Origin of the sequence: Reichenbachiella sp., assembly GCF_039941815.1 — a bacterium.
In the GTDB taxonomy this organism is placed as follows: domain Bacteria; phylum Bacteroidota; class Bacteroidia; order Cytophagales; family Cyclobacteriaceae; genus Reichenbachiella.
This window is the reverse complement of the sequence record NZ_JBDVDW010000040.1, coordinates 1-17,049: the sequence shown is the minus strand read 5'-3', so window position 1 is coordinate 17,049 and position 17,049 is coordinate 1. Positions and strand designations below refer to the sequence as shown.

Sequence of the window (17,049 nt, the reverse complement as noted above, 5' to 3'; positions counted from 1 at the left end):
TTTACTCATAAACAAGCTAAATGTTTCATTTGACTCTTATCTCATTTAGTTGGCGATCATCAATGCCAGGTGGTAGTTGATAGAATATTCGACCTGCAAAGAACCTATTTATAATAAATGTGTTTAATTCTCTAGACAGATAGAATATGTATTTTGAATATAAGGATAGTGAGCTCAATGCTTTACTACGATTGACTGACAGTGTGGGGCTAATCACCGAGGATGCGAGTATTAAAAAAGGACTGATTCATATTATTTGGAACCGGACTAATACTCCAGTGACTTTCTATGTCGACGACCTTCCCATATCCCTGGCACCCAATGAAATCACTACAACGACCTATGTGCACCTGGTGCGTTTTGATCGTCCCATGCCCGAACTTACCGTGGTCTCTTTCAATCGGGAATTTTATTGTATCAATGATCACGATCACGAAGTGTCTTGCAACGGCATCCTGTTTATGGGTGCAAGAGATCTGCCCATCATACCGCTTCATGAGACTGAACAACAGAAAATGGAGGCATTGGTGGAGGTATTCAAAGACGAGTTTGAGACTAGGGACAACATCCAGGGAGAGATGCTACGGATGCTGCTTAAGCGACTAATTATAAAATGCACACGACTGGTGAAGGAGCAGACCTATGGGAGCTCGTTTGACCACGAATCGGCCGACATCATCAGGAAATACAATGTACTCGTGGACGCCAACTATAAATCACTGAAGCAGGTGTCGGACTATGCTGATTTATTGTTTAAATCTCCTAAGACCCTGTCCAATCTATTTCTAAAGCATGGTAGCAAATCGCCACTACAGATTATACATGAGCGGATAGCGATAGAAGCGCGCCGATTGCTGATCAAATCAGAAAAGACTGCAAAGGAAATTGCCTTTGACCTGGGGTTTGACAATGTATCCTCATTCAACAAGCTTTTTAAGAAGGTATCGGGCCAGACTCCAATAGCATATCGGGCGGCATCGAAAAGTCGGGAAGAATAGACAATCATTGGGGAAAAATTGACTCTTACCCGAGGTTCTGGATGGAGTTAATATGATTAGAAAATAAAAAATTTAATCATATAACTTTTAAGAAAATGGAAACCTTTAACGTACCAACCAGAGACCAAGTATCAGCAGACAATCAAGCTATCTTTGACAATTTGAAAAGCCAGGTTGGGTTTGTCCCCAATTTATACGCGACGTATACGCATTCAGAAAATGGATTGGCTGACTATTTGGCTCTAGCCAATAGAAAAACTACGCTCTCGGGCAAAGAAAAAGAAGTGATCAACCTGGTAGTAAGTGAGGTCAACGGATGTGCATATTGCAAAGCGGCTCATACTGCTATTGGTAAAATGAATGGTTTTACTGAAGATCAAATCCTTGAAATCAGAGGAGGAGAAGCTTCATTTGATGCTAAGCTGGACGCGCTGGCCAAATACGTAAAAAGCGCAGTGCTGAACAGAAGCAAACCTGAAAACAGCGCTTTAGAAGCATTTTTCGAGGCTGGCTACAACAAAGAAAACCTGGTGGACACCATCATCCTAATAGGAGATAAAACGATTAGCAATTTTCTATATGGCTCTACTGAGATACCAGTAGACTTCCCTGCAGCGCAAGAGCTGGAAGTGACTGTTGTCTAATGCTCGAATAATAGAAGAACACTTTTTAGGCTGTCTTAAACCTGGATTATGCATTAGGAATCGTGATGAAAGCTATAAAGCGCAAAGAAAGAGGCACTTATATTGAAGAGGCATAGCACCGCTATGGTGATTCAATAAATATATGTAAAGTGTCTATTTCAAAGTGTTTTATGATTGGAATAGATTATCTAATGCATATTTCAGGTTAAATATCACTCGCTATTGGGTAATGTTTGGGGCAGTCTTTTTTATTGTCAATCCTACTACAGTGGGAGATAGACTCAATAAATCCATAACAGTCAAGGCTGATTTAGCGAAAGCGATTACTTTTGAGGTATTAAGAAAATCTAACAAGATACAAATCAAATCAAACATGGGTTTATTACAAGGAAAGACAGCTTTGGTAACGGGAGCCTCTAAGGGCATCGGTAAAGCTATCGCTATGAAATATGCAGAAGAAGGTGCCAACGTGGCTTTTACCTATCTATCCAGCGTGGAAAGAGGAGAAGCGCTGGTGAAGGAGCTCGAAGCCAAAGGAGTGAAAGCCAAAGGGTACCGATCGGATGCCTCTGATTTCGTAGCCGCAGAAGAGCTTATTAATAACGTGGTGGCCGACTTCGGTAGTCTCGATGTATTGATCAACAATGCAGGTATCACCAAAGACAATCTGCTCATGAGAATGACTGAGGAGATGTGGGACGACGTGATCAATGTCAATCTCAAATCTTGCTTCAATACCGTGAAGGCCGCTACCCGTACTTTCATGAAGCAGAAAGCTGGCTCTATTATCAATATTACTTCTGTGGTGGGATTGAAAGGTAACGCCGGTCAGGCTAACTATGCTGCCTCGAAAGCAGGAATTATTGGATTTACCAAATCTGTGGCACTAGAGCTGGGTTCTAGAAATATTCGATGCAACGCCGTCGCTCCTGGGTTTATAGAAACAGAAATGACAGAAGTGCTGGACGAAAAGACTGTGCAAGGCTGGAGAGACGCTATTCCGATGAAACGTGGAGGCCAGCCTGAAGAAGTGGCCGACTGTTGTGTTTTTCTCGGGTCAGATCAATCGACCTATGTCTCTGGGCAGGTCATCCAGGTGGATGGCGCCATGCTCACCTAAGCCTGAAGTGTAAAAATGAGGTTATCCTGAAAAAAAATCAGACTTCGAGAAATTAGGCCGAATGGCTTATTCTTTTCAAATCAATTTTCCTTTTGGGGTAACCTTATGATATTAAATGATTTGGGCTTTTCTTTTCCAACCCCAATCCTTATATTCATTTCTACGTTACTATTCACTTCATAACAATCATAGAAATTGCCGGAATTAATCTTTGAACAATCGGTTTGGTTTGTCCCAGTTTGTCTGCTCTTGGCAGCGGCTATTTCGTATTTGGTCTACTCTGGAAAGTCGCCCTGGTCTCGTACGACCAACGCCTTGTTGATGACCGCCCGCATTATTTTAATTACGCTGCTCCTGATCCTGCTGCTCAATCCGCTGCTCAATCAGGTCATCAGCGAGGTAGAACGCCCATCGTTCGTGATCGCCGTGGACAATTCACAATCCATGATTCAGGGCTTAGACTCGACCGATTTGCAGGCTTTGAAATCAACAGTGATACAGCTTCAGGACCAATTGTTAAGCAGTGACTATCAGGTGAACATTCATACGCTAGGGTCTTCGGCGACTACAGTCTCTGACATTAGATTTGATCAGAAGACGACAGACCTGGATCGATGGCTGCGTCAATTGCAGTCTACTTATGAAGGCAAAAACCTGGCAGGGGTCTATCTGATCTCCGATGGCAAATACAACCAGGGGATCTCACCGGCTTACTTCCCGTACCCGTTCAAAGTGCTTACGCTGGGCATAGGTGATACGGTGCAAAAGAGTGATTTGGCGATTCAACAGGTGATGTACAATAAGATCGCCTATCAGGGGAACAAGTTTCCAGTGGTTGCAGAAGTCACTAATCATGGGTACAAAGATCAGCGCGCCAAGGTTGAAATTAGACGCGACGGCAAGGTGGTCAGCTCACAAAATGTGAAGTTCACCCACGATGAAGGACTCACCAGTGTAGAAATGCAAGTGGAAGCCACAGCGCAAGGTATGCAACAGCTGGATATCAGTGTTTCGCCGCTCGATAATGAGGCCATAGCCGTCAACAACTATCGAAGAGTATTTGTAGATGTAGTAGATGGCAAACAGAAAATACTACTCGTAGCTCCAGCTCCTCATCCGGATATAAAAGCCCTTGCTGCGGTCATCGAAAATAATGAGAACTATGAACTGACCATTTTTATTCCTGGAATGGGCGATTTCAAAGCAGATAAATACGATTTGGTGATTTCTCATCAGGCCTACAGCCGATATCGAAAGACCAATGAACTGGTACAGCAGCTACGAGAGGAGGGTGTCCCGGCACTGCTCATTTTTGGCAATAGCTCTAACATCCTTATGGCAAGCCGAAGCGAAGATTTGCTTACCATATCGCAAAGAGGTGCGAAAAGAGATTTGGTGTTTCCCTCCCTCAATACTGAGTTTTCACTGTTCTCCTTGCCAGAAGATGCCAGATCAGGCTCGAACAATTACCCTCCGGTGAGTGTGCCGTATGGTAGCATAAGCCAGCCAGCCAATGCTCAAATCTTACTCTATCAGCGAGTCGGGAGTATTCAGACAGAAAAGCCGCTGTTTTATCTCGCTGAGCAGAACGGTCAGAAGAATGCCTTTCTGTTGGCAGAAGGGTTTTGGCGGTGGAGAATGCAGGAATATGCAGTGACGGAAGCCACCTCCAGCTTTGATGATATGTTCCTCAAAACGATCCAATACTTATGCACTAAGGTGGATAAACGAAAGTTTAAATTTTACCCATCAAGCACCACCTATTTTGAAAATCAAACGGTAAAGTTTCAAGCAGAAATCTACAACCAGATATATGAGAGAATCTATGGAGAGACAGTGAATGTGAAAATCTTCAACGCCAAGGGGTTCAACAGAGAATATAGCTTCACGTCCAATTCGAATTTTTCTCGACTCGAGGCATCCAATTTTCCTCCAGGCCTGTACAGTTATGAGGCCAGCGTCACGCTAAACGGAAAGCAGGAGATTGCCTCAGGCAAATTCTCTATCAAGGAGTTGCAACTGGAAGAGCTAGATCAAGTCGCGGACTTCAACCTGCTACGCCAAGTCGCCTACAATACAGGTGGAGTGTTTTATTCAGATCCCAACACCATGCTTGCCGATACAGACACCTTTGATCTGAAAGGAGTGATTCATAGTCACGAGGACATATTTCCAATAGTTCACATCAAATGGATCTTAGCCCTGCTGCTGCTACTCGTAACCCTGGAGTGGTTTACGAGGAAGTACAACGGAGGGTATTGATAACCATCTTGTCCTATCCAACATTTCTGCTGAATTTTTATGTACTATTCAGGCGCTGTCGATTTCATAAATTATGACGTCATAATTTATGAATGTCAAACAAAAGACACAGGTGATCAAATATGTGGATAAGTTATTATTCAAAAATTTGGAGGTGTAATAATCAATCGCTAACATCGCATCGGCAACTATTTTTGAGAAGAATAAGCCTGATTGATTATGATGTATGCCTTGATCGTAGCATTTCAAGACATACAGTCACGTACTTTACCTACCAAACCTATCGATACTCCCCCATCGAATGAGTGGGCTGATGTCAGCAAGAAAGTACTGATTATAAAAAGGCAGGCGCCAACTACTACCTAATTGTTCTATTATTTAATATCCATGCACCCTAAAGGGTGCTAGGCTTCGATGATTTTATGGTCATTTTGACTAAAAAAATCTTGTAAGCACTTTAGCAACTATGGCATGTAGATCAGATCATCTACTAGGTCGTAGTGATAGGCATGTACTGTGCTGAACTGCTCTATGTGGCGATTTCGAAGTGATAGAATTAGAAAAATTATAGAAAAGGTGAAGTTCAGATTTGAACGTTGATTTGATAATTAATCAAAAAAAGCCGATAAGGCGATTTAAGTTATGAGAAGAGAAGTAATCAAGTATTTGTTTGGTATCCTGTGCGTACTGTTTTCAGGATCAATCGGGTTTGGTCAGGCAGGTGCCGGCTACAATAGTTTTTTACCCCCATCACCCAGCGCAGGCGCTTCCGGCGCTTCGGGCGGCGGTTTGGCTCATGGGATGAGTGGGGTGTCGATACCACTGGCCAACTTCTCCACCAATCAACTCTCTGTGCCTGTATCGCTGAGTTACTACTCCACCGGAACCAAGACAGACCAGCTCGCCTCCAACGTCGGCCTGGGCTGGTCATTGCATGCCGGCGGTGTGATTACTCGAACGGTGCGAGACCATAAAGACGAGGCCTCCACATCGGTCTATCCAGCCGATGTTGCTGATTTTTCATCAGGTGATACCAGGACTTTTATAGCCAATGCACTCAATGAGACCTTAGTGTCTGACACAGAACCCGATTTATTCTCTTTCAACTTTATGGGTTATTCAGGATCCTTTGTATTCGACTCCAATGACGAAATACATGTGATGCCTTTTCAGAATATTAAGATCGAAACCAATGCAACGCTGGACTCTTTTATAATAACCACACCAGATGGCATTCGCTATGAATTCGGTGGTGCTGACGCGACCGAACAATCTAAATCTGAATCAACTGGTTCGCATTGTATTTACAGTAGTGGCTATGGGGATTTTATCAACACCGCGTGGTATTTGAAAAATATTATTCATCCATTGGGCGATACTATAAGTCTTGAATATTCCGCACCCAATGAGTATACCTATATAGCCGGCAAGACTCAAACGGAGTATCATCTGGTAAGTGAATTAGACCTTCCAATAGCGTTTCGGGATATAGGATTGTGCCCCAATGATGCACCCGAAAAGTGCGATGTGGAAGTTACCGTCAAAGAAATCCAACTCACAAAAATTTCATCTCCGAGTTTTGGAAGCTTGGTTTTCAATAATACCACACGTACTAGCGTGGGCAACAAAAAATTGGATGAAATTTTAGTAAAGGATGTCAATGAGTCAATAATTCGCAAGACGAAGCTCACCTATCAGACCACAGGAAACGATAGAATGTTTCTCAATAAGGTGACTGACATGGATAAAAACGATGAACAGGAAGCCGTCTATGTTTTTTGGTATTTCGATATGGAATCCTTGCCAGAGCGACTCTATGGAGGACAAGATCATTGGGGATACTATAATGGGCCCGGTAGCAGATACACAATAGTGCCCGAATATAATCAGAGTAAGGATGATGTCTTTGAAGGTTATGACGGCTATTTCAACGGGTTGGGAGTCAGCCGAGACCCTGATGCAAACTATGCCAGGCAAGGCATGTTGAAGAGTATAGTGTACCCATCGACAATGATTAGCATGTACGATTATGAGGCGAATACATTAGAGGATGGATCGGAAACTGGTGGATTGCGCTTAGCTAGAATCACTAATCATGACCCAGTGACCAAAGATGAGAACGTGACCAGATACTATTACAATGAAATCAATGACCTGTCTGGCTCTTCTGGGAAGCAGCAACATCAGCCCAATTTCTGGTCGTATTTTAGTCGGTTTGCTACTAAAATATCCAACCCAAATTCTATATGTGAATATTGGTTATGCGAAAGAGCCTCCCTGCAGTCCAATTCCCTCAATTCACTCTACAATACTAGCGGACAGCATGTTACTTATCAATATGTAACTATTGCTCGGGGTGAAAATCTTGACAACGGTGCGGTCCAGTACGAATTTCTTGTTTCTTCTGATAGTGATGCGGAAGCACTACATGGAGAAAGAATAGATGGTGTACCGTTGAACAACCTGAGCTGGGACAATGGATTGACCTCGAATGTGAAAACCTATAAGAATAATGGTCAGGGAGGATTTGTTCTGTTACAACAGACCACCAATAACTTTATTGAAGACCCTGCGCTGAAGACTTCAGTTCCTGGGGCTGTAATTCGAAAATCATTTGTCAATGCTTGTGATCAAAATTCTACTATTACCTGTACAGCTGAAAATAGCCAACAAGAGTTTTTAGTGTTTTGTAGGGCCCAACATACGCATAACTATACAGGACCGATTGGAGAATGCATCGCCGTTGATAATGACAATGATATTAAGTTGCTCTTTACTCCGGTTTGTTTTGGTCATGAGGGTGAACAAATTACATCCTACTACGAGATGGAGAATGTAGACATCATGGAATATGAGAATCATTCCTATTGGTACTACCTCCAGTCAAGCACTACCAGTACCTATGATGAGAATGGTAACAATCCAGTCTCCACCACTGTGACCTATCACTATGATAATACGGACCATGCCCAGCTGACCTCGGTAGAGAGTGATGCCAGCATAGAGGGCACTATTCTTACGACTTATTTATATCCACAGGACTATGGGGTCAATGGAAGCGCTGTGATGACCGAGATGATCAATCAGCACATGGTGGGCATTCCTATTGAATCTTACAAATCTGTAGGAGGAGAGGTGACCTCTGCAGGAGCGACCAAGTTCATCCATGATACCAACAAAGGCTGGGTCGTTCCAGAATCGTTTTACACTTACGAAGATACAGGTGGTAGTTTTAGTCCGTCTACAGATGGATCTACCTTCAGCAGTTACACAAAAAAAGGAGAGGTACTGGCGCGCGACGAGCAAGGCCAGGTGATCAGTCAGCGCGCTGAAAATAATGTGGTCAGCACCGTGATTAGAGGTTATGACCAGACGCTTGTAGTGGCTAGCATTACCAACGCGACAGTCTTGGAAGTGAAAACTGCCTTACCGGCTCTGGGCGATGAACTAAGCGCCGGCAGTGGAGCTTTGACTAATGGCCAGATTAATACGCTGAAAAGTGCTCTTCCCCATGCACTGATTACCACCTATACCTACAAGATTGGCTATGGACTTGAGACCACAACCGATCCCAATGGACGCATCACCACCTACGAATACGATGATTATGGCAGGGTCATATATGTCAAAGATCACGACGGCAACATCCGTAGTGCCAGTGAATATCACAACAAAAGCCAGGTGTCCAACTAAGGACCCAATAATGGGTCTAACCAATAATCACGAAGAAAGATGAAAGAATTAGCAAAAGAAATAAAGCACACTGTGGCGATAAAAAATATTATATGGACATTAGGGCTGTTGTTGTTGACCAACGCAGCATTGTATGCTCAAACTGCAACCACGACTGATAGTACCGCGGTAGCAGAACCTCAAATCATGATGATCTCACCCTTAGAGGCACCAATGGCCGCCGCAGCTGCAGCTGATGACGGTGGCGGCGGATCAGCTCCGGCAGACCCTAATACCACCTTCTCACAAAGCTACAATTGTGGAAATACGGTGATTACAAGAAATTCTAGCCCCACTGGTGGTGTGGTCTGGTATTGGCAAACCTCCTCATCGGGTACAGATCTGACCTACTTCGGTAGCACCTATACCGTGACTTCTACGGGCACTTACTACCTGAGATCTCACATCCCCTCCAGTGGCGTATGGGGTTTATCCTATCAGGCGATCCCAGTCAACACCTTACATGCCATCCCGGATGCACCCAATGCCAGACAGGAGAACAGTAAAACTACCTCATCCTTCAATGCCAGATGGTACAGCGTGTCTGGAGCCACCTCGTATAAGCTGGATGTGGCTACCAACAGCAGTTTTAGCAATAAGGTATCAGGCTACAACAACAAAACCGTTTCAGGCACCAGTCAGACCGTGTCAGGTTTGTCACCCGGCGACCGATACTACTACCGTCTGCGTACCAAAGATGGAAACGGCTGTACCTCAGCCAATTCTAATTCTATCACGGCCAATACCACACTAAGCACCCCCACAGCCAGCAACGAATCGAGCAAGACCACTAGCTCCTTCAAGGCCAACTGGGGCAGTGTCTCAGGTGCAGACGAATATCTACTCTATGTATCGAGCAACAACAGCTTTAGTAGTCATGTATCCGGCTACAACGGCAAGACCGTGTCAGGTACCAATTCGACAGTTTCCGGACTTAATCCAGGAAAAAATTACTACTATCGGGTAAAGGCAAAAACGAACTATCATACCACGGGATACTCGAACACAATTACAGCCAATACTAAACTGGAAGTGCCGACTGCTCAGCAAGAGACATGTGCCACGCACGAAGCATTTACAGCGCAGTGGGGCTCTGTGACCAATGCGACATCCTACAAACTGTATGTATCGGATCAGAATGATTTCAGTAGCCACTTGTCCGGTTACAATGGGCTCGAAATTAGCGGTACCAGCCAGGTCGTTACCGGATTATCCGGCGGTATGTATTATTACCGGGTAAAGGCCAAAAACAGTGTCAACACCTCGAGCGTTTCGAACAGCATACCCGCGAGAGTGTTGCACGAACACTACGACGTGACCGGCGGTGTGGTCTGTAATGAAAACGGGCAGACGCTTACTATGGGTTTACAGGACACTCAGGTCGATTTTACTTATAAAGTATATAAGAACGGCTCTCCTTATCAGCAAACCATATGGGTAGATGGCGAACCTCATGGCACCGTGGAAATTTTCAAAGCAGGCACGGGCAGTGCAATCACCTTCAATACACCGATCGATGAGTTGGGTACTTATGAAGTGTATGCGATAAGTGGCAGTTGTGCCACCAAAATGGACAAAGACGCTAGCCTGGTGGCTCCGCCCACCGCTTACAATGTCACTGCAGCTACCTACTGTGCCAACTCAAGTGGTGCTTTGCAGATCAGTGATACGCAGCTAGACTATGAATACCAGGTCAAAAAGGACGATGTAAATATTGGCAGTGTGGTGATAGGTACAGGTAGTGCCATGACCCTCGGCAATTTTGATGATCCCGGGACATACACGGTGGAAGCTACCTTCCCAGGCGCCTCGTGTAGCACTGAGATGACTAACGAAATCGAAATTTCGCCCGTTGTACCGGCACCCACTATCCCCACTGTATCTGACGAGGAGTGTGAGAAGAGGACTGTGACTAAATCAGGTACAGAACCACACACAAGTGAGTATGGCTTTCCTATCACCTGGTATTGGTTTGGAAATGATCCGGACAATAGCAATCCCATTATATTAAGTTCCCATGAGGTAACTCTACCAGATACATACTATGTCAGAGCCAAAGGTTTTATAGCTGCCGGTCAGGAGTGCTGGAGTGAGGCGGTATCTATTGACATCAATGATTTGATTCCTGGACCTAATGCAACGGTTCCTAGCATCGATGATATCGATGTAACGGTAAATAGTTGTGGCCCTCAGACAGCCAGCACTACTCAATCACTAGAGATAGGAGAGCAATTCTTCTGGCAAGGCACAGACCCCGATTCAAGATTAGAAACAGACAATGGGAGTACCTCTGATTTGATCTATCAGGTGGATACCTATTATTTGCGAACTAAGACCTCGCAAGGATGTTGGAGTGATGCCGTGGCTTTTCCAGTTTTGCAAGTTGATCTTTACCCCACTTCACAAACATTAAGTCCGGTGGAGGAGTATGCGGATGCTCCTGAAAACTATCGCAGAGTGCATCTTGATCAATCGGAATCAGACGTCACTTACAAAATATATAAGGACGGGCAGGATACAGGGATGTTATTTCCCGGTACTGGAGGATCGGCAGTTTCAGAAATATTGATAGAAGATGGTGATTATACCGCTGTGGCTGACCGAAATGGCTGTACCACACCGGTCGCTGGTACAGCGAGCATCGGCAGTGATGCTAATTATAACTATACCAAAAGCAGAAGCTTTTTTGTACCGGCCACCGACGATACCAGTTTGCCGACAGCTCTCGGTGAGGTACTTGCCGCCAAATCTTACGCAGATGGAATGGGAAGGCCTTTGCAGTCAATTGCTCGCAAGCATTCCCCAGATCAAAAAGATATCATCAGCTTTTACGAATATGATGAACTCGGTCGGATGGCGAAGCAGTATCTGCCCTATGTAAGTGGAACCAGCGGCAGCTACAAACAAACTGCCAAGACGGCCCAGGCTAGTTTCTATCAGGCTTCGGGTGATAATATCGCCAATGACACCAGACCATTTACAGAGACTACATTTGAAACCTCACCAATGAGTCGGGTCAAAACCAGTCTTGGAGTAGGGGAGGCTTGGCACACCGCCGACAAAAAAGCCAGTGTCTCCTACGAGACGAATACCACAGCTGAAGGGATTTACATCTGGCAGGTGGTCAACGACGTGCTCACCAAAACAGGAGCCTACAGCACGGGTGAATTATACAAAACAACCGGAGTAGACGAAGAAGATCATACCGTAGTCTCCTATTCCAACAAGGTGGGACAATCAATTTTGAAAAAAGTAGAATCCGGAACTAACACCTGGACAGAGACCTATAGTGTCTACGACAACAAAGGCCGCTTACGATATGTACTGCCCCCGGCAGCGGTGAATGAATACAATACCAACGGCAATGTAATGGATCAAACCTTGCTCGATACCTGGGCCTTCCAGTATAAGTACGACCATAGAAATCGTCTGATAGAAAAACGTGTACCCGGTGCAGGTTGGGTCTATATGGTCTATGATGACAGAAATCGTCTCGTACTCAGCCAGGATGGCAATCAGCGAACCAGCGACAAATGGTCCTTTGTGAAATATGATCAGCTGAATCGAGCGATCATGACCGGCGAAAAGGTAATCATAGGTACCGCCACCTCCATCCGAACTACAGTAGCCAACGCCACAGTATTCTATGAAAGCTATGATGCCGCTGGACTGATGAAATATAGCGATCTGGCCTACCCGACAGGAGTAGTCGCTGATGAAATCTATTCGGTGAGCTACTACGATAACTATGATTTTACCAGCAAGACCTTTAGCATGCCCACTGATCCAAGTGACGTTTTTAGTGATCTGAGCGATCACAAGGAAACCCCTACGGTGACCTCACATAGCCTACAGGGACTGGCTACAGGCTCGATGACCAAAGTATTAGGTACCACCACATTTTTGGAAACCGTCAACTTCTATGATGACAAATACCGTCTGGTACAGTCCATTAGCGAAAATCATAAAGGTGGACGAGACATCACCACCGTGCAGTACAACTTTGCCGGTCAGGTGATGAAAACCCTTGTAGATCATAATCCTGATGGCACTGCCAACAACAGCACTACCATTGTGCAAGAATACACCTACGATCATGCAGGACGAGCGCTGTCCACCACACACAGCATCAATGAATCCACACCGGTCACGATTGCCAGCTATACTTACAATGAGCTGGGTGCGCTGGAGAATAAGACGCTCGCCGATGGATTTGAAGACATCGACTATGCTTACAACATTCGGGGATGGATCACACAGATGAACAACCCCAACGATAGCGAAGACCATCTCTTCGAAATTGAGTTTAAGTATGAAACTGCTACGAATCAGATTTATAATGGCAATATAGGGGAGGTCGTCTGGAAAAGCCCCTACGAAACCACCCTGAGCAGCTTTGACTATACTTATGATGAGATGAATCGTCTCAAAACTGCTGACTACAACAATACCGGGACGAGTACAAGAGACTATGGATTGGAGAGTATCAACTATGATGTCAATAGTAATATCACTTCTTTAAAAAGAAAAGGTGATCACGACGATACTGCCAATCAGAGCTTCGATGATCTGGTCTATAACTATACGGGCAATCAGCTGATGGCTGTCACGGACAATGCAGCCATGGATACCGGCTTCAAGGATGGCAACACCAGTGGAGACGATTTTGTCTACGATGACAATGGCAACCTGATCGAGGATAAAAACAAAGGCATCACCGCCATAACATACAACCACATCAATCAGCCCACCAAGGTCACCTACGATGCCAATAAGTATATGGAATATACCTATGCCGCCTCAGGTGCTAAGGTAGCTCAGACCGTCGTCGAAAACGGAGTAACGAGCGTAACGGACTACCTCGGCGGATTTCTATATAAAGACGACGTCCTACAGATCATCTCCCACAGTCAGGGGCGGATCGTCGCCGAATACGACGAAGCTCAGGTTTTCCAAGGGTATGAATACCAATACCACCTCACCGATCATCTGGGCAATGTACGGGTGACCTTCAAAACCGAGATCGATACTGACGTGCTCGTAGCTACTATGGAGACGGAGAACGACACAGCAGAAAGCCCCTACTTCTACAACTTGGATACCCGAGCCACCCATGCAGGCGCCAATCACACCGCAAGTGGTGATGAAGCAGCCAAGCTGGATCAAAATCATTTGATTGGCCCGGCCATTGCCTTGCGGGTAGTACCGGGAGACGAAGTGGACATGGAAGTCTATGCCTATTACGAAGGCGGCAGTGGCTACAACAATACGGTGACCGTCAATAGCTTTGTAGCCGCCCTGGCGAGCTCCTTTGGTGGAGCCAGCGGCGCAGGTGGAGAAGCAGGTTCGATTTTTAGTGGTATCGACGAAGCAGTGACCGCAGGTGCTGGTGGCGTAGGCGGTAGTGGCAATGACAATGTGCCTGCAGCCTATCTCTCTTACATCCTCTTCGATCAGAACTACGAAGAAGTCCAAAGCGGCTATCACGAAATCAGCTCTAGTGCCTCGTTTGCACAAGAGCGATTATTTTTGGACGACATCGCTGTGACCGAACCCGGCTATTTGTATATTTACACCAGTATGCAAAGTGATGTCACCAGCCCAGTCTATTTTGACGACCTTCAAGTCAGTCACACCCACTCGCCTGTAGTGCAAAAAGACGATTATTTACCCTTCGGCCTCTCTTTTAACTCCTACAGCCGGGCAGCAATCACCGATCAAAACTTCAAGTTCAACGCCGGCTCCGAGCTAGAGGCCATGACCGACTGGTACAGCACGCCATTCCGAAAATACGACCCGAGTCTGGGTAGGTTCCATGGGGTGGATAAGTTGGCTAGTTTGTATCCAGGCATAACTCCTAGTCATTTTGGTGCTAACAACCCGATCAATTTCAATGACCCGACCGGATTGGAAGTAGTTCCTAATTCAGCACCTGATGGAGATGATGACCCTGGGCAAAGCGGAGATAGTGGAATAACTAGTTTTATTCCAATGTCTGGTCCCTGGTATGGTCAAGATATGAGAAGTAATGATAGAATTGCAAGCGCAGAGAGAGGGCATGGAGGAGCAAATATTGGGGCTAGTGCAATAGCTGGTTCAGGAGCTCATTGGAGTGATTATTATCGGTCTGCAGGTGACCCGATGTGGACAACAACTGGCTTAGCTATTGCGTTTGGGGATGTAACATTCTACAATGCCGCATGCAAGTGTAATGTTAATGCTATTGAGTTTCTAAGGTTTGGCGAGATTAATGGTTATCAAAATACTGCCTATAGAGCACTAGCCGAGCTAGCTCTTGAACAGGCAAAAAAACAAAGAGAGGACGAAAGAGGATACGAAGTTGTGTTAGGAGGAAGTGGGCCAATGGGAGATGCTTTGTTTGGAATTCCGTCTAATAGTAATAATAGAGCCCATTTGGTTGACATGGACGGAATGAATGCAATCTTTTCTAGACCGAACTGGTGGAATAATTTTTGGAATAAATCAAATAGTAATCAGCGTGGGAAACCAGATAACACCCACTGGTGGGATGCGCTGACTAACGGATTAAGTAGTCTTGTGAGTGCAAGTGATGAATTGAGCAATACTGGAACCAATGATAAACTAAATCCTGTTGATACTGAACAGCAGATTATTGAAAACGCTGTAGATAGTACATTTCTAGGCTTAAAACCATTCAATGGAGGTTATGGATTTAAATTTGAAGTAACAGATTATACCATAATAAATGGAGATACCACTCATAAATTCACCCATTACAGATATCATCCAAACAAATGAGAGACAAAATAATAACTATTCTAATTATCACAATACTTTGCGCTTGTTCGGATAACAAGGAAACCTTATATCACCAAAATGGTAATATTAAGGCTATAGGTGAAATGGTTGATGGAAAAAGAGAGAATGAGTGGGTTTATTTTTTTGAAAATGGAGACACTTTAGAAGTTTCAAACTTTTCGAATGATAGGCGCCATGGAAAGTCTTATGGGTTTAATAACAATGTCGTTAAGTCTTTGAGTAAGTATAATAACGGAGTAATGGAAGGTGAACGAATAATGTATTACCCTAATAATCAAATCTTAGCTATTGGTGGTATGAAGGATAACAAACAGCATGGTAAATGGAAAGTTTATTATGACAATGGTCAAATTCAAAATGAATTCTCGATGGAAGATGGCAACCAAGTAGGAGCATTCACAACTTATTATAGAAATGGCCAAATAGAGTCAAAAAGTAATGATGGAATTGCTAATGGAATTGCTGAATATTATGATTCACTCGGTAATTTGGGTTGGAAGATCAGGTTTGAAAATGCACAACCAAAGGATACTATTGAATATAATTTTTCAGCTCCTCCGTTACCAGAAAATGTGAATTAGCCAAAGTCACACAGATGGAAACTTAATCGACGTGATTTCGACTGGTGAATATCCTGGACCTCCATTTTAAGCTAAATGAATGTAATTATGGATTCTATCAACAAGTTTATAGCAATAATTTTACTGATTTCTCTAAAGAGTTTGTCTAGCAATGCTCAAGAGCAAAGGAACGGACAGATGTTGCCTTCTTATGAATATTTGAGTCAAAAGGCAGAGGAGTGTATAATTATGTTGGGTATTCAGGGCTCTAGGGCAAGAGAAAGTGAAAGTAATAACAAATACTTCGTTACTCTTAATGGTAACATTCCGTTGCATGGTGATACAAATATCAGTTTGGAAAGTATCACTAAACATTTGAATGAGATTATAAGCATACCAGACAGTATTGTAATGGTTGGCAACTTGATTTGGATTGTAAGTTTAAACGAGACCGGACAATTCGAAAAAATTAGTTTAGTAAAGAATAATAACCCCCGACTGGCGCAAGTTTGTAACTTGTGTCTAATAGAAAGGACATTAGAAATCCCTGATGCTGTGTAGTGTTGGGGATTTTTTTATTGAGAGGATAGCAAGTGTGTAGTAATGTTTAGACGACATCGCTGTGACCGAACCCGGCTATTTGTATATTTACAGGGCTGAGTGTTAAGAAAATACCCGGTGGGTATTTTTAGCGAAGAGCCAGCAAGCGCATGAGACAAAGTGATGTCACCAGCCCAGTCTACTTTGACGACCTTCAAGTCAGTCACACCCACTCGTCTGTGGTTCAGAAAGGGGCTGAGTGTCTAGAAAATGTCCGGTGGACATTTTTAACGAAGAGCCAGGTGGCGGGAGGATCCTTCGGCCTCTCTTTCAACTCCTACAGCCGGGCAGCGATCACCGATCAAAACTTCAAGTTCAACGCCGGCTCAGAG

10 protein-coding genes are annotated in these 17,049 nt (G+C 44.4%); all 10 read left to right on the top strand.

The genetic code is table 11. The features are described from left to right. The first annotated feature begins 146 nt into the window (after nt 1–146). On the top strand, nt 147–998 hold the full coding sequence (locus tag ABJF11_RS10465; protein ID WP_348119797.1) for a helix-turn-helix domain-containing protein: 852 nt from the start codon (nt 147–149) through the stop codon (nt 996–998). A gap of 95 nt (nt 999–1,093) precedes the next feature. Continuing rightward, entirely contained in the window at nt 1,094–1,642 is a 549-nt protein-coding gene (locus ABJF11_RS10460; protein ID WP_348119796.1) for a carboxymuconolactone decarboxylase family protein, read from the top strand. Nucleotides 1,643–2,015: 373 nt separating this feature from the next. Next, a complete protein-coding gene (fabG, locus tag ABJF11_RS10455; RefSeq protein WP_348119795.1) occupies nt 2,016–2,762 on the top strand; it encodes a 3-oxoacyl-[acyl-carrier-protein] reductase in 747 nt (248 codons plus the stop codon). Between the two features lie 195 nt (nt 2,763–2,957). Then, on the top strand, nt 2,958–5,024 hold the full coding sequence (locus tag ABJF11_RS10450; protein WP_348119794.1) for a vWA domain-containing protein: 2,067 nt from the start codon (nt 2,958–2,960) through the stop codon (nt 5,022–5,024). Between the two features lie 219 nt (nt 5,025–5,243). Continuing rightward, on the top strand, nt 5,244–5,390 hold the full coding sequence (locus ABJF11_RS10445) for a hypothetical protein (RefSeq protein WP_348119793.1): 147 nt from the start codon (nt 5,244–5,246) through the stop codon (nt 5,388–5,390). Nucleotides 5,391–5,666: 276 nt separating this feature from the next. After that, nucleotides 5,667–8,717, top strand: a complete 3,051-nt coding sequence (locus tag ABJF11_RS10440; protein WP_348119792.1) for an RHS repeat domain-containing protein — start codon at nt 5,667–5,669, stop codon at nt 8,715–8,717. A gap of 39 nt (nt 8,718–8,756) precedes the next feature. Beyond that, nucleotides 8,757–15,536 carry a DUF6443 domain-containing protein gene (locus ABJF11_RS10435; protein ID WP_348119791.1) on the top strand — a complete coding sequence of 2,260 codons (6,780 nt, stop codon included), beginning with the start codon at nt 8,757–8,759 and terminating at the stop codon, nt 15,534–15,536. Next, nucleotides 15,533–16,138, top strand: coding sequence for a hypothetical protein (locus tag ABJF11_RS10430; protein WP_348119790.1), 606 nt, complete (start codon nt 15,533–15,535; stop codon nt 16,136–16,138). Before ABJF11_RS10435 ends, ABJF11_RS10430 begins: the two co-directional genes overlap by 4 nt. 87 nt (nt 16,139–16,225) lie before the next feature. Then, on the top strand, nt 16,226–16,678 hold the full coding sequence (locus ABJF11_RS10425; protein ID WP_348119789.1) for a hypothetical protein: 453 nt from the start codon (nt 16,226–16,228) through the stop codon (nt 16,676–16,678). Between the two features lie 149 nt (nt 16,679–16,827). After that, nucleotides 16,828–17,049 (top strand): hypothetical protein (locus ABJF11_RS10420; RefSeq protein WP_348119788.1); only part of this gene is annotated, 222 nt, incomplete at its 3' end.